Origin of the sequence: Arthrobacter sp. UYEF21 (assembly GCF_040546085.1) — a bacterium.
Lineage (GTDB): Bacteria > Actinomycetota > Actinomycetes > Actinomycetales > Micrococcaceae > Arthrobacter.
In genome coordinates this window covers 58,024-81,058 of sequence record NZ_JBEPNF010000001.1, presented here as the reverse complement: position 1 = coordinate 81,058, position 23,035 = coordinate 58,024, and the positions used below count along the sequence as shown (strand labels likewise).

Sequence of the window (23,035 nt, the reverse complement as noted above, 5' to 3'; positions counted from 1 at the left end):
GAGCCTAGTCGGCGTCGTCGTGGCTGTGCCCGGCGCCGCCGGCCAGTCCGGTGGGCTCGGCCGGCCCGCTCCCGTCGGCGCCCAGGCCCCGGGACGTAGCGAACGAAACGCCCTCCAGGAAGGCCTTGGCGCGCATGGTGTCAGGGTAGGCCTCCAACAGCTTCCAGAAGGCCGCGTTGTGCCCTGCCACCAGCAGGTGGGCCAGCTCATGCAGCAGCACGTAGTCGATGACCCACTGCGGCATGGGCCGAAGCTTGTCGGAGAGCCGGATGGTTCCTTCCGACGGCGTCGCCGAGCCCCAGCGCGAGTTCTGGTTGCTCACCCAGCGGACCGACGTCGGGACTGCCCTGCCAGCAAAGTACTGGGCGGAAAGGTGGGCGGCGTGGGCCGCCAGCGCAGCATCCGTTGCTGGCTGCTTCCGTCCTTTGTCTGCACGCCGCTGTCCTTGCCGGTGCAGCTTCTCCAGCATCCGGTGGACCCATTCGGACTCCTGGGCGGCGGTGAAGCGGGCCGGGATGGCCACCACCGCCGTCCCGTTTTCCCAGAAAGCGGCCACTGTCCGGGTCCGGCGGGAAGACCTCCGCACTTCGACCGGTGCACCGTCAGGGGTAGTCAGCCGAGGCGGCCGCGGACCGCCATGGCCAGGTGTCACAGGATGCTGCTTTCGACAAGGACCCGCAGCACATCTTCGCCGTAGCGTTCCAGTTTGGTGGGACCAACACCGGCCAGGGTGGCGAGTTCCTCCAGTGAGGATGGTTTGGCCTCGGCGATGGCGGTCAGCGTGGCATCGGTAAACACCACAAACGCCGGCACCTCGGCCGCCAGGGCAATCTCCTTCCGCCACTGTCGGAGTGCCTCAAACGTCTGTTCCTCGTAGCTGGGCGGACAGTCGTTGCAGCGCCCCACCTTACGTTCGGCGCCGCTGGCCAGCATGCTCCCGCAGACCCTGCACGTGGCCGGGGCCGCAGCTTTGCGGCGCGGCGACGGCCCCTTGCCGCGCGCATTGGAGGTGGCCACGGAGTTGGGCCGGAGCCCGTCGAGGAACCGTGAGGGCTTACGGTTGGCCCGGCCGCCAGGCGTCCGGGCTGTGGACCATGACAGTGCCAAGTGTTCGCGGGCACGGGTGATTCCCACATACAGCAGGCGGCGTTCCTCATCCACGGCTTCGGGAGTGTCCGCGAAGGAAATGGGCATCAGGCCTTCGCTGAGGCCCACAAGGAAAACGGCATCCCATTCGAGGCCCTTCGCGGCATGCAGCGAAGCAAGGGTCACGCCCTGGACTGTGGGGGCATGTTGAGCCAGGGACCGTTCCTGGAGTTCATCGACAAAGTCGGCCAGGCCGAAGTGCTCGCCACGGACCTTGACCAGTTCGTCTGCGAGCGCTACGAGTGCCGCCAGTGATTCCCAGCGTTCGCGCAGGGCGCCGCCGTTGTGGGGCGGTGCCTCGGTGTAGCCGAGGGACGCCACGATGTCGCGGACCAGCTGGCCCAGCGGTTCGGGCGTGTCTGTTTCGGCCACTGCCCTGGTGGCCGCCCGCAGCTGGAGAATGGCGTCGCGCACTTCCTTGCGGGCAAAGAACCGTTCCCCGCCGCGAAGCTGGTAGCCGATCCCGGCCGCCGCGAGGGCTTGCTCGTAGGCTTCGGACTGCCCGTTGGTGCGGAAAAGGACAGCCACCTGGCTGGCGGGAGTGCCGGCGTCGAGCAGTTCCCGGATTTTAAGGGCCGCCGTGGCGGCCTCTGCCTCATCATCGGAGCATTCGGTGAACTGCGGCACGGGCCCGGCCGGGCGCTGGGCCACGAGTTGCAGCGGAGTTGCCCAGGCCGAATCGGCAACCGGGCCGCCGCTGCGGCGCGCGGCAAGGAGATCGTTGGCCAGTTTCACCACCTGCGGCGTGGAACGGTAGTCGCGGATCAGCTTCACCACGCTGGCCTCAGGGTACTGCGCCTTGAAACCCAGCAGGTGTTTGGGGGACGCGCCGGTGAACGAGTAGATGGTCTGGCTGGCATCGCCGACGACGCACAGTTCATCCCTTCCGCCGAGCCACAATTCCAGGAGGCGCTGCTGCAGCGGGGAAACGTCCTGGTACTCATCGACCACAAAGTGCCGGTACTGTTCGCGGACGGTGGCAGCTACCTTCTGGTCTTCCTGCAGGATCCCGACCGTGATCAGGAGCACGTCTTCGAAGTCGATGACGTTGCGGTCAGTCTTGACGTCCTCATACGACTGGAAAACCCGGGCGACGGCAGTGAGGTCGAACCCGCCGGGGGTTCCCCTCCCCTGCGCGTTCTCCAGATAGTTGGCCGGTGTCAGCATGGACACCTTGGCCCACTCGATCTCCGAGGCGAGGTCCCGGATGGATGCCCGGTCCGTGCTGAGCCGCAGGCGGCGGGACGCTTCCGCGATCATCTGCGCCTTGTGGTCCAGCAGGTTGGGCAGTGTGCCCCCCACAGCCTGCGGCCAGAAAAACTGCAGCTGCCGCAAAGCGGCGGCGTGGAACGTGCGGGCCTGCACATTGCCCACGCCCAGGTCCCGCAGCCTGCTGCGCATTTCCGCCGCAGCGCGGGCCGTGAACGTCACAGCAAGTAGCCGCTGCGGGCTGTAGACACCGGAATGCACCCCATAGGCAATCCGGTGCGTGATGGCGCGCGTCTTTCCGGTGCCGGCCCCGGCCAGGACGCACATTGGGCCCTTCAGCGTGCTGGCGACCTCCCGCTGTTCGGCATCGAGTCCCCCGAGGATGCGTTCCTCCAGGGACTGTGAACTGTCTAAATTCTCTGTGGTCACGTCTGCTGCTCTGTTGTTGGGACTGCTGGGTGGAACTGCCACGTGCCAGCGTCGGGCCAATAATGCTGCCTGGCCGGGGGTCAGGTGTCGGTGCGGTCCATGATCCGGCCGCCATACCAATGCTCGATCAGGGAACGTGCAATGGACAACCGGCCGGAGATGGTGATCTCCCCGGCGAGCACGGCATCCTGGAGTTCTTCCCGGCTGAACCAGCGCGCCCGGGTGACCTCCACGCCGTCGGGCGTTGCCACGGAATCTTCGGTGATCGCGGAGAACCCCAGCATCAGGGAGGCCGGGAATGGCCACGACTGGGAGCCCAGGTACTGGCAGCGGGTGATTCGTACGCCCACTTCCTCGTGGATTTCCCGGATGACGGCCTGTTCCAAGGATTCGCCCGGCTCCACGAATCCGGCCAGCGTGGAGTAATTCTTCGCGTCCACCGGCCCGCCGCCGCCCAGCAGGAGCCGGCCGTCCGGTCCCACGACGGTGACAATGATGGCCGGGTCGGTCCGGGGATAGTGTTCGGAGTTGTCCTGGGGGCACCGGCGCACCCAGCCGCCGGCTTCCACCACGGTGGGGACACCGCAGCGGGGGCAATGCGTGTGGCTGGCGTGCCAGTTGGCCACGGCGCTGGCCTCAACAAACAACGCCGTATCAGTGACGTTCAGGACTGAGGCGATATCGCGGAAGCCGGCCCACTCCGCGTCCGACGGGATTCCCGCCGCACCGGGGGCAACAGCTTCGCCCAGGACTATGAGGACAATCTCCGTACCCGCAGGCAGGTCCGAGCCAGCCAACGCGGCCCCGAGGTAGATGACCTGTTCCGGTGCCGCACCCAGGTCCCGGAGCCCGGCCAGCAATTGAGAAGCGGCCGCCAGCAACAGCCGGTTCCCCTGAACCAGCGCCTGCCGCCCGGCGAGGACCACTGCCAGGGTGTCCCCGCCGGCCAGCAGTTCCGCAACCATGCCTGGCCGGACGCGGTCTGCGGAGCCCCGGTCCACGGCGGCCGGCCGCACGGGGAGGACGGTATCGAAAAGGTGGTTGGCCGGCAGGTGGACTGCCTGCGCCTGGTAGGCCGGTGTAGCAGACTCCGCATGACTCATGTCTCCACCGTACTGACTCAGACCGACAATTTACATTTACCGGGGAGAATCGGTGGAACATGTGGCGGGGGCCGCAGGCATTGGCAGCGTGGCCGACTTTTGCAGGGTATCTGAAGACTCGCCGCCGCACATCGTTGTGTTGGACGCCAGCCAATCTACCGTGGAACGGTGAGAAGAAAACCGATCGAACTGGCAGCCGTGGCAACCGCGGCAGTCCCCGGGCTGACCCCCACCGCCGTCAGCTCCGACGCGGACGATCCCGCGGATTTCGACTCCGCCCTGCTCCTTGATTCAGAAGGCAAACGCTGGCGGGTCAGATCGCCACGGCATGCAGAGGCCAGCGCGAGGCTGGAGACGGAGTTCCTGGTTCTCCGGGCGTTCGCACCGGCCATCCGGGCCGAACTGCCCTTCCTGATGCCTACCGTGGCCGGCAGCGTCCGCCTCGGCAGCCTGAGCACGTTTGTCTACTCGCACCTTGCGGGCAGCACCCGCAGCGTGGAGGAACTGACCGCCGGTCCGGCCGCCCTGGCCCGCGAGGTTGGAACCGCGCTGGCGGCAATCCACGACCTTCCGCACTCCCTGGTCAGCAACGCCGACCTGCCCAGCTACACCCCCAACGAATTCCGCCAGCGCAGGCTAAACGAACTGGACCAGGCGGCAACCACAGGCAAAATACCGGCTTCGCTCCTGCTCCGCTGGGAACATGCCATGGAGGACGTCTCGCTGTGGCGGTTCAACCCGAGTGTTGTCCACGGCGACCTGCATGAGGACAACCTCCTGGTGGACGGCAGCCGCGTGACGGCCGTGACGGGATGGACTGACCTCCGGATCGGCGACCCCGCCGATGACTTCGCCTGGCTGGTTGCGTCCAACGAACAGGATTTTGTGGACGCCGTGCTGGCCAGCTACACCCACAACCGCCGGGACGCTCCGGATCAGCATCTGCTGCGGCGGGCCGCGCTGTCCGCCGAATTCGCCCTGGCCCAATACCTCGTCAAGGGCATTGCTGCCGGCGATGCTGAAATGGTCGCCGAAGCCGAGAGCATGCTGGAATCCCTGGCGGCCGACGTCGAGGAACACGGCGGCCAGGCCATCAGCGTGGAGCCGCTGCCTGGCCAGGCACCTTCCGGCGCTGGCGTAACGGCCGACGCCGGGTCGTCACCGGCAGTGACGCCGTCACCGGCGGTGTCTGCGGCGCCCGCCCCCGCCGTTACGGTCGCTCCGGTTCCGGCGGTCAGTATCGTCCCGGTACCCGAGGTGGATGTACGTCACGTACAGGTACCCGAGGTGGCGGTACCTGATGCACGGTTGCATCAGGCGCCGGCGCCAGCGCGGCCGGCTCGGCCGGCTCCGGTGCCGCCCGCCGTCGAAGTGGGCCGCATCCCGGCGGACCCAACTCCGGAAAGTACAGCCCGAGCCGCCGAGGACACGTCCACCGCGGCAATCAACATAGTGGATGTCAGGAAGCACTAGATTCGAGCGCTGCTGCCACGATTCCTTCAAGTTCCTCGGCGGAACCCAGGTCGTGCGGCCGCACCACCTGGTTGTCCGCCACATAAAAGAATGCAGCGCGGACCTCGTGGACGGGGACGCCTTTGAGCCGGGCCCATGCGAGCCGGTATGCGGCGAGCTGGACGGATTTGGCGCGGAGCTGCGACGCGGAGGGCCGGCGGCCTGTTTTCCAGTCCACCAGGTCCCAGCTGCCGTCGGCATCGAGGAACACGGCGTCGATCCGCCCGCGGACTACAACGTCCCCCACCCGGGTTTCGACCGGCACTTCAACAAACGCAGGTGACCGGTCAGCCCACTCCGAGGCTTTGAACGTGGCCACCATGGCGTCGAGGTCGTAGGCCTCGTCGATGTGATCGTCGGACCCCGGCGCCTCACCAAGATCCAGCATTCCGGCGGTGCCGAAGTACTCCTCCACCCAGGCGTGGAAAGCCGTCCCCTTCCGCGCGGACATGCCCGGCTCACGTGGTACTGGCCGCCGCAGCCGGCCCACCACTCCCGCGGGATCCTCGCCGAGATCCACCAATGTGGACGCCGAGATGTGGCCTGGCAGGTGCACATCCTGCCCGCCCGCCCGCCTGGACCGGCGTTCCAGCAGCAAGTCGGCCTCGCTGGCCCACGCCCCGGCATTGCCCCGGAGCGTCTTTCCTGCCGCCCCGGCAGGCCCGGCCTCGTCGGCACGCGTGGACCCGCCACCTGACGCCCCCTCCGCGCCTGGTGAAGCCAGGGCAGCCCGGACCCGGGCCGCGGCACCCTCCATGGCCAGCCGCCTGCCGGGGACTGTGCGCAGGCGTTCACCGGTGCGCGGATCCGCCGGACCCTCCAAAGGGTCGTAAGGCCAGCCGGCAAGCTCAGTTTCGGTAGTCAAGGGGCTTTTTTCCGGCAGGGCGGCTTCCTCCACCGAGGCTTGGTGCACCATGGCACCGGGCGTGTCCGTACCCTCAACGGGGGCGGTAACAAGCCGCTCCAGCTCGGCCAGGAATGGCGACATTTCGGCGCGGCCTGCCCGCGACCCCACCCATGCGGCGCTGGACACCCAGAGGACGTGTTTGGCCCTGGTGTACGCCACGTACGCCAGGCGGCGTTCTTCGCCTTCACCGTGGACCTGGACAGCGGATTTGAAATCCTTTTCGGCGTCCAGCCACCCCTTCTGGTCAGGCTGGTCGGTATCCCACTGCGGCAAGTCCGAACGGTCCCCCCGCAGCGGCCAGGGCAGTGCGGCCGAGCCGCTGCTCCACCGGGAGTCCTTGTTGCTCGGGAACGCCCCCGCATTCAGGCCCGGGACGAAAACAACATCCCATTCCAGGCCCTTGGATGCGTGGACGGTCAGTAACTGCACTGCTTCGCGGTTGATATCCGGCGGCGGTGCTTCGAGGCCGTTCTCCTCGGCTGCAGCAGCCTCGAGCCACGCGAGGAACGCGAGGATGTCCACCCGGTGGGAGGTCCGCAGGAATCCGGCAGCCGCATCCTGGAAGGCGTCCAGGTTGCGGCGGGCCTGATGGATGCTGATCCCCGGGCGTGCCGCTACTTCGATGTCCAGCATCATGGAGCGCTCCACCTCGCCGAGAAGGGTGGTCAGATCGTCCCCCAGATAGCCGCGCAGCTGTCGCAGTTCAGCCGAGAGCCTGCCGAGCCTTTCGCGTGCTTCGTCCGTAAGCGCCCTCCCTTGGGCGGAGACCCAGTCTTCACGTGGCAGCCAGTCCAGCGCCTCAACCAGGCTGGCACCGTCAGTCAGGTCACTTTCAATGACAGCGTCATCGGACCCGTCCACGGCATCGGGATCCGGAGCCCTTGCTTCGGCCAGGTGGCTGCGGCGGCGGGCGAGCTGGCTGGACCAGTCCCGGAATGCCATCAGATCCGCTGGCCCGATCCGCCACCGCGCGCCCGCAAGTAGGCGCATTAAAGAGTCCGAACGGCCCGGATCGGCCAGGACGCGCAGCGTTGCCACGAGGTCAACGATTTCGGGGGTGTCCAGCAGTCCGCCCAGCCCCACGATTTCGTAGGCGATCCCGTGCGACTCGAACTCCCGCCGGATGGTCTCCATCTGGGCGCGACGCCTGCAGAGCACGGCCAGGGCGGGTGGCACGGGAGTGCCGTCTGCCTCACGTTCGAAGTCCGTGATCCGGTACTTCAGGACGTCCCCGGCCAGGGCCGTGGCTTCGTCCGCGTCGGTGCCAAAGCGGCCCAGCACCACCTGTCCTTCCACCGCGAACGGGCTGGGCTGCAGCGGCGGCACGGCGGCGGCCATCGGGGTGGTGCCGGCCGGGGCCCTGTGTGCCTCCGCCCGGCCCAGCGCCTCCGACATGATGTTGGCTGCGGAGAGAATGGAACGGCCGTTGCGCCATGCCGTCGTGAGATACGATGTCGGCGCCGGCTGGTACGTTGCCTGCCCGTCGCCGCCGCCCGAGCGGACGGGAAATTCGCGGACAAAGTGGAAAAGCTGCCCGGCGGAAGCGCCCCGGAAACCGTAGATGGACTGGTTCGGATCACCCACTGCCGTGACGGCGTGCCCCTCACTAAAGAGCCGGGAAAACAGCACCAGTTGGGCGTATGAAGTGTCCTGGAATTCGTCCAGAAGCACCACTTTGTACCGCTGGCGTTCCATCTCCGCAGCCAGCGGAACCTCCCTCGCCACTCGGGCAGCGAGCGCCACGAGGTCGCCGAAGTCCAGCGCTCCCCGGGCTCTCTTGGCCGCCGTGTAACGGCCCACCATGTCCGCTACGCTGGCCCGCGTGCGCAGCATCGCGGCCAGTTCCCCGGCCGCCTGCGGCGCGTTTTTCGCGGCACCGGCGACGTACGGAACCCCGTCGAATTCTGCCAGCCGCGCCATCAGCCAGGCTTCGACGTCGGCCGGTTCCTGCAGGTGCTCGGCACACTCACCTGCCAGCTGGATGACTGCCTTGACCAATGTGGACTTTGCTGCCTTGAAGTGGCGATAATCGCCGTCGAACGCTTCCACCACTTCGCTGGCCAACTGCCAGGCCTGGGCACCCCCCAGCAGCACCACGTCCCGTTCCACGCCGAGCCGCAGCCCGTAGTCCGAGACGATGCCGCTGGCGAAGGAATGGTACGTGGACACTTTCGGTTCAAGCGCGTCGCTGCTGAGCAGGCCCTCCGGGAAGACTTCATGCCGGGTGTCCTGGGCCGCGATGCGCTGCAGCGCGGCCAGTTTCGCCCGGATCCGGGTGGCCAGCTCGCCGGCTGCCTTCCGGGTGAACGTGACGCCCAGGACCTCCTCCGGCCTGACCCAGCCGTTGGCGACAAGCCAGACCACGCGCTCTGCCATTGTGGCGGTCTTGCCGGAGCCGGCTCCTGCGATCACCAGCCGGGGTGCCAGCGGTGAGGAGATGATGGCCGACTGTTCAGGCGTGGGCTTGTTCTTTTCACCCAGCAACTCAGATAGCTGCACTGGGCTAAAAAGGGGCTCGGGAGGCTGCTGGCGGCTCATTCCGTGACCTGCTTTCCCCGGATACACAGCGGACAGACCTCCGGGAGCCGGCAGCCATGGCCGCCGTGGCTGCCCTTCGCAGGATCGTGCCTCGCCTCGAAGCTGTTGCCGGCCATCAGCGCTGCGGCATCGTTAACCATGGCCAGCGCCCAGTTTTCCTCCGGGTCCAACGGTTCCTGTTGCTGGACTCCAGGACTTTTGGTGGCGGTGCCCAGCTGCGCCAGGACTGCGCCACCGGGCACGGCTGCGTCCAGTTCGGCGGCGCCGGTCGTCCCGGGTGCGTCCGGGAATCCGCCGGCGAGGACAGCTGCCTGATAGGCCCCCAGCTGGGGATGGCGAGATAACTCTGTCTTGCCGGGCTGCCGTTTCCCGGTTTTGAGGTCGACAATGACCAGCCTTCCCTCGCTGTCGAGCTCAAGCCGGTCAACCTGGCCGCGGAGGACGGCGCTGCGGGACCCGGTTTCGCCGTCGTCGGGGTCCGGGACGCCGGCGTCGGGGTCCGGGACGCCGCCCCCCGGGCCGCCGTCGTCGACGGCCCGCATTGGCGGCAGGTCTGGCAGGCGCACCTCGAAGTCCTGCTCGACGCCCAGCAGGTTCCGGCCCTCACTCCGCATCACCAGGACGTACTGGGCGAGCTTGCGCACCATCGTTTCTGCCCGCTGGAAGTCGAGTTTGCCTTCCCAGTTGTCCTTCATGCCCAGTGTGGGCCAGCGGCGGACAAGTTCCTCGACGTACTGGCCCCCGGAGGCTTCCGGCATGTCCTGCGCGATGGCGTGGACCAAGGTGCCGAGGCTGCGGGCGAAATCGGTGGCAGCTTCACCCCCGGCGGCCTGCACAAACCAGTCAAGCGGAGATTTCTGCACCGACTCCACCTTGGAGGGGGAGACATAAACCGTCCCGCCGGCCGGGACTACCGGCTCCGAGCTGCTCAATGGCAACAGCCCCCACCAGCTGTCCGGGTGGGCCCCGGGGACGGGCGGTTCCGCCGTTGCCAGCGCGGCCAGGACCCGGGCGGCTTCGGCGGCCTCGGGCCCATACTTGCCGTCCAACTGCGCGTACTGGCGCAGCTCGGCCACCAGCGCCCGGAGCGTCATGGGCCGCTCCACGGGCGTGAATCCCCTGTCCTCCTGTCCCGGTTCGAGCGGCGCCACGTAGTCGAGGAACGACGACGGCTGGTCATCCTCCGAGGAAACAGCCGTGCAGATGAGGAGATCCTCGGCCCTGGAAATGGCGGTGGAGAAACTCCGGAGTTCGTCGTAACGGATTTCCCGCAGCCTGCTCAGCGGGTCCAGCTGCAGGGCGTAGCTCACGCCATGCTCCACGGCGTCCGCAAACAGGCTGCTGCCCAGCAGCTCGCCCCGGAGCCGGGTGTTGGGCCAAACGCCTTCCTGCAGCCCGGCCACGATGACTACAGGCCACTGCCGTCCTGCGGCGCTGGCCGGGGTCATGAGTTCCACGGCGTCGTCCACCTGCGCCCGCGCTGCGAGCGTGTCCATGGGCAATTCCTGGTTCAGGAGATATTCGAGGAACTGCTCGGGACTGGCGCCGGGCATCTGGTCGACATAACGCTCGGCGGTATGGAAGAGCGCCATCATGGCATCAAGGTCCCGGTCCGCCCGCGCCCCGTGGGAGCCGCCGGACAGGGCTGCTTCGGTCCACGCATTGGCCAGGCCAGTGGAATGCCAGAGACTCCAAAGTACAGTTTCGGCGTTGGCCCCGGGCTGGGCGGCGGCCTTCCGCCCGGCCTGGATCATGCGGGCGGTCCGACGCGCGGACCTGCCCTCCACCCCAAGGGTGACGAGGGCCCCCGGCTCCAGGAGCGCCTCGACCAGCAGGGCGTCACTGGTCCGGCCGCCGCCGCCCTGCAGTTCCTCGCGTCTGAGGGATTGCCGGAGGCGGCGCAGTTCAATCGACGTCGCCCCGCCGATCCGGGAAGTCAACAGGGCGACGGCGGCCTCCGGCGTCAGCAGCTCAGGGTCAAGCGCGATGGCATAGGCATCCAGCAACGGACGCACTGCCACTTCGTCGCGGACCGCGGACTCCGCGACCGGAACGCGTACCGCGATCCCCTGCCCGGAAAGGTACCGCTGCAGCTCGGTGAGCTGTCCACCGTTGCGCACAATCACCGCGATCTCGCCGAGGTCCCGGCCACGGTTTACATGCTGGTCAAGGATGCGCTGGGTGACGTACCGCAGCTCGTGGACCGGGGACGGGACCAAGTGCGCCTCCACATTTCCGGCCGCTATTGCGTGGGGTTCGACGACGGCGGCAGTCCCGGAATGCGCGGATCCTGCCACGGAACCGGGCTGCTCAAGCCGCCGGGCCAACTGCCCGCCGGCCCGCTGTGAGATCCGGCCGGCTACGCCGAGCCAGGCCTCCGCAATGGCGGGGGCGTGCCGGTGCGTGTACCAAAGTGGCCGCTCAACGACGCGGGACTCGGCAGACAGCAGCCGCGGAAGATCAGCGACGAGATCCGGCCTGGCCCCGCGGAAGCCCTGCACCACGGTGTCCGGGGAGAATGCAACGTAGCAGTCCTTGCCGGCGGCGATGTCAGCGAGCAGTTCAAAAACGGCGGGGTTGGCTTCCTGGACATCATCCACCAGCACCAGCTGGAGGCGTTCACGTTCCGCAGCCAGGAAATCCGGCTCGTCCTGGAAGATTTGCCGGGCGGTGGTGATGATGCCCGCGGGGTCGAATGCCTCTGGCATCCGCAGGTCCAGGACATCCCGATACTCCGAATACAGGGCCGCGGCGGCGATCCAGTCCGGCCTGCCGCAATGGCGCCCCATCTCCGCAAGGTCAGTTGCTGTCCGGCCGGATTCGATGATCCGGTCAAAAAGCAGGCGCACTTCGTGCCGGAAACCGCGCGTCTCCAAGGCCGCTTCCAGATCCGCGGGCCAGGGAAGTTCGAGACCGGGCATCCGATGGCCTTCCAGGAGTTCCTTGATGATGAGGTCCTGTTCCGGGCCCGACAGGAGGCGTGGTGCCCGGGGCAGCGGAAGGATACCCTCCGCCTTGGCCCGACGGATCAGGTCAAAAGCGTAGGAGGCCCACGTCCGGGCCGGAGTAGTGCTTAGGCTTCTGTCCAGCCGTGCTGTAAACCGGTCCCGGAGCGAGTCCGCGGCCAGCCGCCCCGGCGCGAGGATGAGGATCCGTTCCGGGTCCACACCGTCCTGCACGGCACGGCGGACGGCAGCTTCGATCAGGACCGTGGACTTGCCGGTTCCGGGCGCGCCCGGGACCAGCACTGGTCCTGAACCATGCGGCACCTCAACGGCACCGCGCTGGTCCGCTGACAGCACAGGAACCTCGGCGTGGACCTGCCGCGGCGGAAGAAGGCGTAGGCCCGTGCCGCCGGAGCCCCCCGCCGGGGCGGCCGGCGTGGCTGCACGGGAGAAGGCAAGGGGATCAACATCTGGAAGTCTTACGGTCACACAGACATTCCATCATCAGCCACTGACAATCGGTGCAGCCGCAGCTGCAGATGCTCCGCAATCAGGTCGATTCGGTCAAAATCGTCCTCGTCCGGAGACCACCGCGCTGCCATCAGGTCCACCCGCCACCGGCCCTCGCCCGTGGGCAGGTACTCCTCTGGACGTCCCAGGAGCGGCGTCCGCTCCTGGAGGTAGTGGCGGAGGGCGTCAGCTTCATGCCCGTAGGGACCGTGCCCGCTGGACTTCAGGATCCGCCACCAGGGTACGGAACTGCCGTAGTGGCTCAGCACGCGGCCAACCTGCCGGGGACCGCCGGAGCCCAGCAGTTCGGACACATCGCCGTAGGCCAGAGCGGTCCCGGGCGGAACGAGTTCAACCACCGCCAGGACCGCCTCGACGTACTCAATCCGCATGGATCCAGACTAGCCGCAGTGGCGGTCCCGGATCCTGTCGGTGCTGGCCGGTAGCGTTGAAGCATGAGCACCTGGAACACCCTCCCCCGCGCAGCCTTCGACCTCGAAACCACCGGACGGAACTCGCGTGCCGCGCGCATTGTCACGGCTTCGGTGACGGTGGTGGGCCACAACGGGGATGTGATCAAGGAACACGAATGGCTTGCCGATCCGGGTGTTGAAATCCCTGCCGAGGCCAGCGATATCCACGGCGTAACCACCGAGCAGGCCCGGCGTGAGGGGCGTCCGGCCCAGGAAGTCACCGGTGAGCTCGCCACCGTCCTGCAGGAACTGTTCGACGCCGGCATCCCGGTGATTGCCTTCAACGCCAGCTACGACTTCACGGTCCTGGCCGCCGAATCAGCCCGCTATGGCGTCCGGCAGCTCACCCGCTTCCCTGTCCTGGACCCGTACATCATGAACAAGCAGGTGGACAGGTACCGCAAGGGCAAGCGCACGCTGACCGCACTCTGCGAGGAGTACGGCATCACTCTGGACAATGCCCACACCTCAGCGGCGGACGCCCTGGCCACACTCCGGATGCTGGACGCCATGACCGTCAAATTCCCCAAGCTCAAAATGCCGGCCAGCCAGCTTCACGAACTGCAAAAGGACTGGGCCGTCAGCCAGGCGGCAGACTTCCAGAACTACCTGCGCAAGACCAAACCCGCGGCTGTGATCGAAGGAGAGTGGCCCGTCCTGCCGCCAGAAGACGCCAGCCGCGGCGACTTCTAGCTTTATCCGGGCAAGCAAAAATTCCCGGCTGCGAGCTATCTCACAGTCTGGGGGCATCGGGGGGCGCAACCCCTTTGGAAGCGTGGATTCGGCCAATCACTGGAGCCGCTCAGTGATGCGACCCACCCTGCGGCGTTAATCAAAGAATCTGCAGCTTTTGCGGCAGAGGGGTGCTATTTCTTCGACACTCCTCGGCTTCGGCCTGAAGTGAGATGATTAAGTTTTGCGGTCACCCTCTGCCCCGGCCCGCGCGGGCCTACCCCCGGGCACGTTCCAGGCTCCTGCCATGTAGCCGTGCGGCCCGTTTGAACCTATGACTCTGATGAAAGTGACTTTCCCATGAAGACCAAAGCCATGAAGTGGCTGACCAGCGTTCCCGTCGCGGTTGCCCTGGCTGTCTCGCTGGCCGCCTGCGGCACGGGGACTGCCCAGCCGAGCGGTACTCCCACGGACGCCCTCGCTGGCAGCGACCAGCAGACGCTGGACAAGTACACCACCAAGGACGTTACTGCGCTGGACAAGATTGACAAGTCCAAGCTGGGCCTTATCACCGACGGGACCCTGCGTGTCGGCACATTGTCCGACGCCCCGCCGAACATCTTCATTGATCCGTCGGGCAAGTTCACTGGATACGACAACGAGCTCCTGCGGGCCATTGGCGACAAGCTGGGACTCAAGGTCGAGTTCGCCTCCACCAAGTTCCAGGCACTTCTCAGCCAGGTCAAGAACAAGCAGTTCGACGTCGGGTCCTCCTCGATTTCCACCACGGACGCCCGACGCGAAACGGTTGCATTCACCAACGGCTATGACTTCGGCTACATGGCCCTGGTGACCAAGGAAGATGCCAAGGCCCAGGCGTTCGCGGATCTGAAGAGCGGCCTGCGCGTTGGCGTCGTCAGCGGCAGTGTGCAGGAAGACTACGTCAAGAACACATTGAACCTTGAGCCGGTTTCCTTCCCTGACTACAACACTGTCTTCGCCAGCCTGAAGAGTGGCCAGGTGGACGCCTGGGTGTCACCGTCGCAGCAGGCAACCGGCCAGGTCAAGCCCGGTGACGGCACCAAGATCGCCGAGAAGAAGCTCAATACACAGAACTTCACGGCCTACGCCGTTGCCAAGGACAACCCGGCCCTCCTCGAAGCGCTGAACTCTGCCCTGGACGCCGTAGTTGCCGATGGCACCTGGGCCAAGCAGACTAGCCAGTGGTACACGGACCGCAAGACCGCTGCCGAGCAGACCCCCGAGGGTTGGAAGCCCGGCAGCAAGGCCGTCAAGCTCCCTGCGAACTAGAAGCCGACCACCCAGAGAAGATAGCGACGCCATATGGATTTCCTGACACGACTCGCAGAGACCTTCCTTGACTGGAAGCAGATCGCCGAGGTTCTGCCGAGCATGCTCGCGGTGGGCCTGCCCAATACGCTGGTCCTGGCGATCACCTCGGGACTGATTGGGGCTTTCCTCGGCCTGGTCCTGGCTCTCATGGGAATCTCCCGGAATCCTTTGGCACGGTGGGCCGCCCGGGTGTACACGGACGTTTTCCGTGGACTCCCAGCGGTCCTCACCATCCTGGTCATCGGCCTTGGATTCGGGCCAATCTTCCGCGAAATCACAGGCAGCAACAGCCCCTATCCGATGGGTATTGCGGCGTTGTCCCTCATGGCCGCCGCCTACACGGGGGAAATCTTCCGCTCCGGCATTCAGAGCGTGGACAAGGGGCAGTTGGAAGCAGCGCGGGCCCTGGGCTTTGGTTACGGGCCTTCCATGCGCTCGATCGTGGTGCCCCAAGGTATCCGCCGGGTGCTTCCGGCCCTCATGAACCAGTTCATTGCCCTGATCAAGGACTCTTCGCTGGTCTTCACCTTGGGCTTGCTGGCCACGGAACGCGAGCTGTTCCAGATCGGCCAGGACGCTGCCGCACGCAGCGGCAACCTGTCCCCCTATGTCGCCGCCGCCATTTTCTATCTGGCCATGACCATTCCGCTTACGCACCTGGTCAACTACATCGACAACCGACTGCGCAGCGGCCGCCCGCAGAAGCTGGAACCGGACGAGGCAGCCGCCGTCGTCGGCAAGGGAGCTCAAGCATGACGGAATTTACTTCAGGGACTCTGACCGCCAAGAACATCCACCTGGCCTTCGGATCCAACAAGGTCCTGCGCGGCATCGACATCCACGTCGAAAAGGGCACCACCGCGTCGGTGATCGGCCCTTCCGGTTCGGGCAAGTCAACGCTGTTGCGGGTCATGAATCGGCTCATTGAACCGGACCAGGGCGACATTCTGCTCGATGGCCGTTCGGTACTCAAGGACAACCCGGACGAGCTGCGCCGCCGTATCGGCATGGTGTTCCAGCAGTTCAACCTGTTTCCGCACAAGACCGTAGGTGAGAACATCGCCTTCGCGTTGCGTAAGCTGCGCGGGCTATCCAAGGAACAGGCTTGGGCCGAGGCCTTGGAGCAGCTGGATCTGGTCGGCCTGACGCACAAGGCGGAGGTACGACCCTCCACCCTGTCCGGTGGCCAGCAGCAGCGTGTGGCCATTGCCCGTGCTCTGGCCATGAAACCTGAGGTGATGTTCTTTGATGAGGCCACGTCGGCCCTGGACCCTGAGCTGGTCAAGGGCGTCCTGGCGCTCATGGCCGACCTCGCCAAGGGCGGCATGACCATGGTGGTGGTGACCCACGAAATGGGCTTCTCCCGCAATGTCTCGGACACAGTGACGTTCATGGACGCTGGTGTGGTGGTCGAATCGGGTCCACCCGAGCAAATCTTCACGGCGCCCGCAACGGATCGACTGAGGGGCTTCCTTTCGGACGTGCTTTAGGGCGCACAACCCAGAAATCCCCGCCTCCCGGACTTTTCCCCCAATCATGTTGCGGGGATTTGTCCGGGAGCGGGGATTTCTGGGTTAAGAGGGTGCCGACGCCGGGACTAGCCTTTAGCGGCGGCTGCAGCTTGGGCGGCGGCCGGGAGAGCGTCAAAGATCCGGTTCATGGCGGCGTCGTCGTGGGCTGCCGAGAGGAACCAGGCTTCGAAGACGGACGGCGGCAGGTAAACGCCGGAGTCCAGCATGGAGTGGAAGAACGGCGCGTACCGGAAGGTTTCCTGGGCCTGGGCATCCGCGTAGTTATGGACGCCGTGGGCCGAGGTTCCGAACGCCACAGAGAAGAGGTTGCCGGCGAACTGGATGGAGTGGTCCACACCGGCACCGTCCAGCGCGGCGGACAACGCCGAGGAAAGTTCCAGCGACCGGACGTCAACAAACGAATAGACGTCGCGCGTGGCGTGCGTCAGGGTGGCGACGCCGGCCGCCATGGCCACCGGGTTGCCGGACAGCGTCCCGGCCTGGTAGACCGGCCCCAGGGGCGCCAGGAAGTCCATCACGTCGGCACGTCCGGCGAGGGCCGCGGCCGGCATTCCACCCCCGATGACCTTGCCGAAGGTGAGCAGGTCCGGGGTCCACGGGTCCGCGGCGTCGGGCGCGCCGCCGGTCAGGCCCCAGTAGCCCGAGTAACCGGTGCGGAAACCGGTCAGCACCTCATCGACGATCAGCAGGGCGCCGTGCTCGCGGGTGATGCGGGACAGCCCCAGGTTGAAGCCCTCCGCCGGGGTGACCACGCCCATGTTCGCCGGCGCGGCTTCGGTGATAATGGCCGCGATGTTGGGTCCGTGCTCAGCGAAGGCGGCCTCAACGGCGGCAAGGTCGTTGTAGGGCAGAACGAGGGTTTCGGCGGCCGTGGCTTCGGTGACACCGGCCGAGCCGGGCAGCGCCAGGGTGGCAACACCCGATCCGGCGGCGGCAAGCAGCCCGTCGAGGTGGCCGTGGTAGCAGCCGGCAAACTTGATGATGAGATTCCGGCCGGTGAAACCGCGGGCCAGCCGCACGGCCGTCATGGTGGCCTCGGTGCCGGTGGACACCATCCGGACACGCTCGGCGGCGGGCACACGCTCCTGCACGAGAGCGGCCAGGTTTGCCTCGTCCGGCGTGGAGGCTCCGAAAGACAGGCCGCGGTCTACAGCTGCGTGGACTGCCTCGAGCACAGCCGGGTGGGCGTGGCCCAGGAGGGCCGGCCCCCAAGAGCAGACCAGGTCCACGTACTCGTTGCCGTCGGCGTCCGTCAGGTAGGGGCCCTTGGCCGAAACCATGAACCTCGGAGTCCCGCCCACCGAGCCGAAGGCACGGACGGGCGAGTTGACGCCACCGGGCATCAGAGTCTGGGCACGGGCGAAGAGGGCATCGGAACGAGTCATACCCCTATTCTCCCATCCCATGCCGCGGCATCCGGCGCACGCCACAGCGAGCGCTGGATGCCGCAATCCAGGCTGTGAGTGTCAGCGGACAGCTGTCAGCGGTCAGCGAGCACGTCCGCAAGCTGGTCTGCGACGAGAGGCGCCACTTTGACTTTGGTGCCGAACAGTTAGATGGAGCGCATCATCTGAGCGTGGGGCAGCGTGCCGCTGCTGTACTTCATCTCGAAGCGGTCCGCGCCCAGGGTCTTCTTGAGGCTGACTACCTTCGCTGCCACCCCACATAGCCGGGAGGCTGCACCGACAGCGCCTGAGGTTCCTTGCCAGCCTCGGCAAGGGTGCGCCGGTACAGGTCGGCATAGGCGACGGGAGCGGTGGCGTGGCCCGGGGTTGAGGGAGTGGTTCCGGAAAGCTCGCTGTTTTCATGCATACGCATACAAACTTCCGGGCCGCCGGAAACATTCCCGCGGCATCAAAATTCGGCCCGTCAGGATTCCTTGAGCCAGCCTGCGAGCTCGGCGGCCCAGTACGTCAGCACGGTATTGGCGCCGGCCCGCTTGATGCCGAGGACGGATTCGGTGATGGCGCCCCGCCGGTCGATCCAGCCATTCGCAGCGGCGGCTTCAATCATCGCGTATTCGCCCGAGATCTGGTAGGCCGAGACAGGTACGGGGCTCATCGCGGCGACGTCGGCCAGGATGTCGAGGTAGCTCATGGCCGGTTTAACCATGACCATATCGGCGCCTTCCTCAAGGTCCAGTTCCACCTCGAGGATGGCTTCGCGGCGGTTGGCGGCGTCCATCTGGTACGTTCGCCGGTCGCCCTTAAGCTGGGAGTCCACGGCTTCACGGAAGGGGCCGTAGAACGCGGAGGCGTACTTGGCCGCGTAGGCCAGGATAACGGTGTTCCTGTGTCCGGATTCCTCGAGGGCCTGGCGGATCACGGCGATCTGGCCATCCATCATGCCTGAGGGCCCCAGCACGTGGGCGCCGGCATCGGCCTGTGCCACGGCCATTTGGCCGTAGATTTCCAGGGTGGCGTCGTTGTCCACATAGCCGTCGGCGTCCAGGACGCCGCAGTGGCCGTGGTCGGTGAATTCGTCCAGGCAGACGTCGCCCATGATGACCAGGTCATCGCCCACCTCGGCGCGGACATCGCGAATGGCCTTGTTGAGGACGCCGTCCGGGTCCAGGGAGGCGGTGCCGCGGGCATCCCGCACCTCGGGAACGCCAAAGAGCATGATGCCGCCTACGCCCAGTTCCACGGCTTCTGCGGCGGCACGCTTGAGGGACTCGGTGGTGTGCTGCACCACGCCGGGCATGGAGGTGATGGGTGCGGGTTCGCTGATGCCTTCCCGGATGAATGCCGGCAGGATCAGGTCCGCAGGGGCCAGACGGTACTCGGCGGTGAGGCGGCGCATGGCGGGCGTGGTGCGGAGCCGGCGCGGGCGGTGGTTCGGAAAGCTCATCGGGTGTTCCCTTCGTTGGCGAATACGGTGCCCAAGGCGGCCACGATGCCGGCCGGGGTTGGTACTTTGGCGGTGGCTGCCACCGGGATGCCAAGCGCGGCAGCTTGTGCCGCCGTCGGGCGCCCGATTGCGATGAAACGGCAGCTGCCCAGCGGCAGCAGGGTCGCAGCGATCCGGCGCGCGGCGCTCGGCGAAGCGGCCACAACGGCGTCGAGGGTTCCCGCGGCGAGCTCTTCGCGGGCCTCTACCGGGCTCAGCTCCGGCGGTGCCCCATGGTTGGAATCCACGACGGCGGCCGGCAGTTCCGCCTGCAGGCGGACTTCCGGCCGGGCCGGGAAATCCACGGTGCGGTAGGCCACGACCGGGGTGACGTTGGCGCCCTTGGCCGCAAGGCCCTCGCGCAAACCGGGCGCAGCGATATCCGCCTGCGGGAGCAGCACGCGCTCGGGGGCCGCCGTCCAGAGGTCAACCAAGCCTTCGGCGGACTGGATGTCCACTGGGGCCAGCGCCACGGGGATGCCCACGGACTCCAAAATCTGCCGGGACGACGGTCCAATGGTGGCCACGCGGGTCCCGGCAGGCACGAGCGCTGCCAGCGTAGTTCCGCGCCCGGCGGCCTTTTCCGCGAGCATGCGGACCGTGGTGATGCTGCTGACCACAAGCCAGTCGAAATCCCCGGCCGCCATTGCATCCAGGGCGGCATCCAGCGCTGGCTGGTCCGCGGCCCGCTCGAAGTCGATGAGGGGCAGGACCAGCGGCTCGGCCCCGAGGCTGCGCAGCAGCGAGGACAGTGGACGGGCTCGGTCGGCGCTCCGGGTGATCAGGACGCGCCTGCCACCCAGCGACCCCGCCAGGTCATCAGGATGCGGCAAGATCCGCGATCTCCGCGGCGCCGGCGGCGAGGAGGAGTTCGGCCACCTCGATGCCGAGCAGGGTGGCGCCAACCTCCGTCAGGCCGTCCGTCGCCTTCTTTTCACGCACAATCTTGGTACCGTCCACGGCGCAGACTGCAGCCTCGAGGTACAGCATGCTGCCCTTCCGGTAGGCGAAAGCGCCCACGGGGGCGGCGCAGCCGGCCTCGAGGCGGGCCAGCACAGCACGTTCGGCAGTCACGGCGAGGCGGGTGTCCTCATCGTTGAGCGCGGCCAGGGCCTGCGCCAGGACACCTTGCGAACCTTCGGTGGAACCGGCCTTGCGCGGGGCGTCGGCCGTCCTGCATTCAATGGCCAGCGAGCCCTGTCCCGGTGCGGGCAGCATCACGTCCGTCTCCAAGAATTCGCTGACGGCGTCCAGGCGGCCGATGCGCTCCAGGCCGGCGGCGGCCAGGACGACGGCGTCGAGGTCACCTGGTGCGGCTTCTGCGTTGCCGGGCAGGCCGGGCACACGGCCCAGGCGGGTGTCCACGTTGCCGCGGATATCCTGGACATCCAGGTCGGGGCGGGCGGCGCGCAGCTGGGCAGCGCGGCGCGGCGAGCCGGTGCCCACCCTGGCGCCCTGCGGAAGGTCGGCCAGCTTGAGGCCGTCGCGGGCGCAGAGCGCATCGCGCACGTCCACACGCTTGGGCGTCGCGGCGATGGTCAGGCCAAGTGCTGCGCCGGTGGGCAGGTCCTTGAGCGAGTGCACCGCGACGTCGCATGTGTCATGCAGCAGGGCATCGCGCAGGGCGGCGACAAATACGCCGGTGCCGCCCATCTGGGACAGCGATCCTGTCTTAACGTCGCCCTCGGTGGTGATGTGCACCAGCTCCACCGGGAAGCCGCCGACGGCGGCCAGCTGGTCAGCCGTCTGCTGGGTCTGGGTCAGCGCGAGTTTGCTGGCCCTCGTTCCAATCCGGACCGTCACAGTGCGCCTTCTCCCCTGGCAGCGTCTGCGCCGCCTGCCGGGTACTCGTCGTGCCCGGTGCCGACGGTGGTGTCGGCTCCGGCGATGGTTGGCTTTTCGCCGCGGAAATTGGCACAGCAGCCGGGCCGGCAGACGTCATACCACGGGCCCAGGCCGGTCATTGCGGACCGGTCGGCGATGTTGTTGGCACGCGTGCGTTCCGAGATGAGGTCCACGAGTCCATTGACGAACTTCCGGTGGGTACCGGGGGTCGGAACGCGCGTGGCGGCCAGCCCCAGGTTGCGGCAGGTCTCAAGCGCTTCGGTGTCCAGGTCCCAGACAACTTCCATGTGGTCGCTGACGAACCCGAGCGGCACGATGACGATGCCTTTGACCCCCTGGCCGGCCAACTCTTCGATGGCATGGTTGATGTCCGGTTCCAGCCACGGCACGTGCGGGGCGCCGGAGCGGGACTGGTACACCAGCGACCATGGAGCGGTCAGTCCGGATTCCGCTTTGACCCTCTCGATGACCGCCGAGGCGGTGGCGAGGTGCTGGGCCACGTAGGCGGAACCTTCCTCAAACTCGCGCGGCTCAGCGTCGGACCGTCCGGCGGCTTCTGCATCCCGTGTGGGGATCGAATGCGTCGCGAACAGAATCTGGACGGGGGCATCCGGGGTGCCCGCGGCGGCGAGCTGGGCGCGGACGTCCGCGAGCCCGGCTGTGGTGCCCTCAATGAACGGCTCCACAAAGCCGGGGTGGTCGAAGTACTGGCGGACCTTGTCCACCTCGAGCCGGCCGTCCAGCCCGGTCTCCGTCAGGGCGATGCCGATGTCCTCGCGGTATTGGCGGCAGCTGGAGTAACAGGAGTAGGCACTGGTGGTGACCATCAGCAGTTTGCGGTGGCCGGCGTCGTAAGCGTCCTGCAGGGTCTGCGGAAGGTAGGGGGCCCAGTTGCGGTTGCCCCACAGCACCGGAAGGCTGATGCCACGGGCGGCGAGCTCGGCCTCGAGGGCGGCTTTGAGCTGACGGTTCTGCTGGTTGATGGGGCTGATGCCGCCGTTGGCCCGGTAGTGGTGGGAAACCTCTTCGAGCCGCTCGTCCGGGATACCGCGGCCGCGGGTGACGTTGCGCAGGAACGGGATGACGTCGTCCTGTCCCTCGGGGCCGCCGAAGGAGGCGAGCAGCACCGCGTCATAGTCCTCGGGAGCCATCCGGCCGGCCTCGGTGACGGGGTTGACAGCAGTGACGGTGGAGCTGGCCAGAGGATCGTTCGGGGTCATGCGAGGACCTCTGCGACCTCTGCCGCGGTGATGCGGCGGCCGGTGTAGAACGGGATTTCCTCCCGGACGTGGTTGCGGGCCTCAGTGGAACGCAGGTGCCGCATGAGGTCAACGAGGTCTACGAGCTCGGGAGCCTCGAGGCCAAGGATCCATTCCCAGTCGCCCAGGGCGAAGGCGGACACAGTGTTGGAAATAACCTGGGGGAACTCGCGGCCCAGCATGCCGTGGTCGCGCAGCATTTTGCCACGCTCGGCGTCGGGGAGGAGGTACCACTCGTAGGAGCGGACGAAGGGGTAGACGCAGAGCCATTCAGCCGGTTCCACTCCGCGGGAATAGGCGGGAGTGTGATCCTTGGCGAATTCAGCATCGCGGTGCACACCCATGGCTGACCAGACAATGTCGGTGCCGGCAAGGAGCTTGCTGCGGCGGATCTCGCGGATGGCCTGCTGGAGCGCTTCGGGCTTAGATCCGTGGAGCCACACCATGACGTCGGCGTCGGCACGCATGGCGGACACGTCGTAGCTCCCGCGGTGGGTGACGCCGGCGTCGGACAGCCGGGACAGCAGGGCGTCAAAATCGGCGGCAGCATCAGCGCTGCGAACCAGGGACTCGGTGCGCTTGAAAACGGTCCAGAGGGTGAAGAACTGCTTGGCTGATTCTTCGGTTTTAGTGACAGATTCGGCAGAAGTGTGGCTCATAGTTACCAGTTTGCCCGTTCCCTCCCCCCAAGTCGAAACCAGCGACTTCTACAT

18 protein-coding genes are annotated in these 23,035 nt (G+C 66.9%); 5 read left to right on the top strand and 13 right to left on the bottom strand.

The window, feature by feature from the left end; translation table 11 throughout:
• Window positions 1-4: 4 nt before the first annotated feature.
• The 3 genes from ABIB27_RS00375 to nudC form a co-directional block, all read right to left on the bottom strand.
• A complete protein-coding gene (locus ABIB27_RS00375) occupies window positions 5-652 on the bottom strand; it encodes a M48 metallopeptidase family protein (protein ID WP_354213901.1) in 648 nt (215 codons plus the stop codon).
• Window positions 649-2,784, bottom strand: a complete 2,136-nt coding sequence (locus ABIB27_RS00370; RefSeq protein ID WP_354213900.1) for an ATP-dependent DNA helicase UvrD2 — start codon at window positions 2,782-2,784, stop codon at window positions 649-651. The genes ABIB27_RS00375 and ABIB27_RS00370 overlap by 4 nt, the downstream gene beginning before the upstream one ends.
• 80 nt (window positions 2,785-2,864) lie before the next feature.
• The gene (nudC, locus tag ABIB27_RS00365; RefSeq protein ID WP_354253332.1) at window positions 2,865-3,887 is read right to left on the bottom strand and encodes an NAD(+) diphosphatase; all 1,023 of its coding nucleotides are present in this window, start codon (window positions 3,885-3,887) and stop codon (window positions 2,865-2,867) included.
• Window positions 3,888-4,055: 168 nt separating this feature from the next.
• On the opposite strand from nudC, the gene ABIB27_RS00360 reads away from it, so the two are divergent.
• Window positions 4,056-5,360: a macrolide 2'-phosphotransferase gene (locus tag ABIB27_RS00360; protein WP_354253331.1), complete on the top strand. Its 1,305-nt coding sequence runs from the start codon at window positions 4,056-4,058 to the stop codon at window positions 5,358-5,360.
• Here the strand turns inward: ABIB27_RS00360 and ABIB27_RS00355 are convergent.
• Genes ABIB27_RS00355 through ABIB27_RS00345 form a run of 3 tightly spaced genes read right to left on the bottom strand, consistent with a single transcriptional unit; the run spans window position 5,347 to window position 12,691 of the window.
• Window positions 5,347-8,844: an ATP-dependent helicase gene (locus ABIB27_RS00355; RefSeq protein ID WP_354213897.1), complete on the bottom strand. Its 3,498-nt coding sequence runs from the start codon at window positions 8,842-8,844 to the stop codon at window positions 5,347-5,349. The two genes, ABIB27_RS00360 and ABIB27_RS00355, sit on opposite strands and share 14 nt — an antisense overlap.
• Complete coding sequence (locus ABIB27_RS00350; RefSeq protein WP_502909076.1) at window positions 8,841-12,278, bottom strand: ATP-dependent helicase; 3,438 nt, start codon at window positions 12,276-12,278, stop codon at window positions 8,841-8,843. The genes ABIB27_RS00355 and ABIB27_RS00350 overlap by 4 nt, the downstream gene beginning before the upstream one ends.
• Entirely contained in the window at window positions 12,275-12,691 is a 417-nt protein-coding gene (locus ABIB27_RS00345; protein WP_354213896.1) for an MGMT family protein, read from the bottom strand. Before ABIB27_RS00345 ends, ABIB27_RS00350 begins: the two co-directional genes overlap by 4 nt.
• A gap of 63 nt (window positions 12,692-12,754) precedes the next feature.
• On the opposite strand from ABIB27_RS00345, the gene ABIB27_RS00340 reads away from it, so the two are divergent.
• The 4 genes from ABIB27_RS00340 to ABIB27_RS00325 all read left to right on the top strand — a co-directional run bounded on the left by ABIB27_RS00340 (window position 12,755) and on the right by ABIB27_RS00325 (window position 16,287).
• Entirely contained in the window at window positions 12,755-13,465 is a 711-nt protein-coding gene (locus ABIB27_RS00340; RefSeq protein WP_354213895.1) for a 3'-5' exonuclease, read from the top strand.
• A 339-nt stretch (window positions 13,466-13,804) separates the two neighbouring features.
• On the top strand, window positions 13,805-14,755 hold the full coding sequence (locus ABIB27_RS00335) for an ABC transporter substrate-binding protein (RefSeq protein ID WP_354253330.1): 951 nt from the start codon (window positions 13,805-13,807) through the stop codon (window positions 14,753-14,755).
• A 33-nt stretch (window positions 14,756-14,788) separates the two neighbouring features.
• A complete protein-coding gene (locus ABIB27_RS00330) occupies window positions 14,789-15,553 on the top strand; it encodes an amino acid ABC transporter permease (RefSeq protein WP_354213893.1) in 765 nt (254 codons plus the stop codon).
• Window positions 15,550-16,287 carry an amino acid ABC transporter ATP-binding protein gene (locus ABIB27_RS00325; protein WP_354213892.1) on the top strand — a complete coding sequence of 246 codons (738 nt, stop codon included), beginning with the start codon at window positions 15,550-15,552 and terminating at the stop codon, window positions 16,285-16,287. The genes ABIB27_RS00330 and ABIB27_RS00325 overlap by 4 nt, the downstream gene beginning before the upstream one ends.
• Before the next feature lie 107 nt (window positions 16,288-16,394).
• Here ABIB27_RS00325 and hemL read toward each other — a convergent pair whose 3' ends face one another.
• From hemL to hemQ, 7 genes are all read right to left on the bottom strand, one after another.
• Window positions 16,395-17,714: a glutamate-1-semialdehyde 2,1-aminomutase gene (gene hemL / locus ABIB27_RS00320; RefSeq protein WP_354213890.1), complete on the bottom strand. Its 1,320-nt coding sequence runs from the start codon at window positions 17,712-17,714 to the stop codon at window positions 16,395-16,397.
• A gap of 259 nt (window positions 17,715-17,973) precedes the next feature.
• Entirely contained in the window at window positions 17,974-18,141 is a 168-nt protein-coding gene (locus ABIB27_RS00315) for a hypothetical protein (RefSeq protein ID WP_354253329.1), read from the bottom strand.
• 57 nt (window positions 18,142-18,198) lie between these two features.
• The gene (gene hemB, locus ABIB27_RS00310; protein ID WP_354253328.1) at window positions 18,199-19,179 is read right to left on the bottom strand and encodes a porphobilinogen synthase; all 981 of its coding nucleotides are present in this window, start codon (window positions 19,177-19,179) and stop codon (window positions 18,199-18,201) included.
• Complete coding sequence (locus ABIB27_RS00305) at window positions 19,176-20,051, bottom strand: uroporphyrinogen-III synthase (RefSeq protein ID WP_354213887.1); 876 nt, start codon at window positions 20,049-20,051, stop codon at window positions 19,176-19,178. The genes hemB and ABIB27_RS00305 overlap by 4 nt, the downstream gene beginning before the upstream one ends.
• A complete protein-coding gene (gene hemC, locus ABIB27_RS00300; protein WP_354253327.1) occupies window positions 20,038-21,021 on the bottom strand; it encodes a hydroxymethylbilane synthase in 984 nt (327 codons plus the stop codon). The genes ABIB27_RS00305 and hemC overlap by 14 nt, the downstream gene beginning before the upstream one ends.
• Window positions 21,018-22,283: a ferrochelatase gene (locus ABIB27_RS00295; RefSeq protein ID WP_354253326.1), complete on the bottom strand. Its 1,266-nt coding sequence runs from the start codon at window positions 22,281-22,283 to the stop codon at window positions 21,018-21,020. Before ABIB27_RS00295 ends, hemC begins: the two co-directional genes overlap by 4 nt.
• Window positions 22,280-22,981 (bottom strand): hydrogen peroxide-dependent heme synthase, encoded by a 702-nt coding sequence (gene hemQ, locus ABIB27_RS00290; protein ID WP_354253325.1) that lies wholly within the window; start codon window positions 22,979-22,981, stop codon window positions 22,280-22,282. The genes ABIB27_RS00295 and hemQ overlap by 4 nt, the downstream gene beginning before the upstream one ends.
• Window positions 22,982-23,035: the final 54 nt, after the last annotated feature.

Bases quoted from the DNA above. Each gene is read 5' to 3' on its own strand.
- nudC (WP_354253332.1), bottom strand. From the start codon at position 3,887: ATGAGTCATGCGGAGTCTGCTACACCGGCCTACCAGGCGCAGGCAGTC.
- ABIB27_RS00355 (WP_354213897.1), bottom strand. From the start codon at position 8,844: ATGAGCCGCCAGCAGCCTCCCGAGCCCCTTTTTAGCCCAGTGCAGCTA.
- ABIB27_RS00345 (WP_354213896.1), bottom strand. From the start codon at position 12,691: ATGCGGATTGAGTACGTCGAGGCGGTCCTGGCGGTGGTTGAACTCGTT.
- ABIB27_RS00340 (WP_354213895.1), top strand. From the start codon at position 12,755: ATGAGCACCTGGAACACCCTCCCCCGCGCAGCCTTCGACCTCGAAACC.
- ABIB27_RS00335 (WP_354253330.1), top strand. From the start codon at position 13,805: ATGAAGACCAAAGCCATGAAGTGGCTGACCAGCGTTCCCGTCGCGGTT.
- ABIB27_RS00330 (WP_354213893.1), top strand. From the start codon at position 14,789: ATGGATTTCCTGACACGACTCGCAGAGACCTTCCTTGACTGGAAGCAG.
- ABIB27_RS00325 (WP_354213892.1), top strand. From the start codon at position 15,550: ATGACGGAATTTACTTCAGGGACTCTGACCGCCAAGAACATCCACCTG.
- hemL (WP_354213890.1), bottom strand. From the start codon at position 17,714: ATGACTCGTTCCGATGCCCTCTTCGCCCGTGCCCAGACTCTGATGCCC.
- ABIB27_RS00315 (WP_354253329.1), bottom strand. From the start codon at position 18,141: ATGCATGAAAACAGCGAGCTTTCCGGAACCACTCCCTCAACCCCGGGC.
- hemB (WP_354253328.1), bottom strand. From the start codon at position 19,179: ATGAGCTTTCCGAACCACCGCCCGCGCCGGCTCCGCACCACGCCCGCC.
- ABIB27_RS00295 (WP_354253326.1), bottom strand. From the start codon at position 22,283: ATGACCCCGAACGATCCTCTGGCCAGCTCCACCGTCACTGCTGTCAAC.
- hemQ (WP_354253325.1), bottom strand. From the start codon at position 22,981: ATGAGCCACACTTCTGCCGAATCTGTCACTAAAACCGAAGAATCAGCC.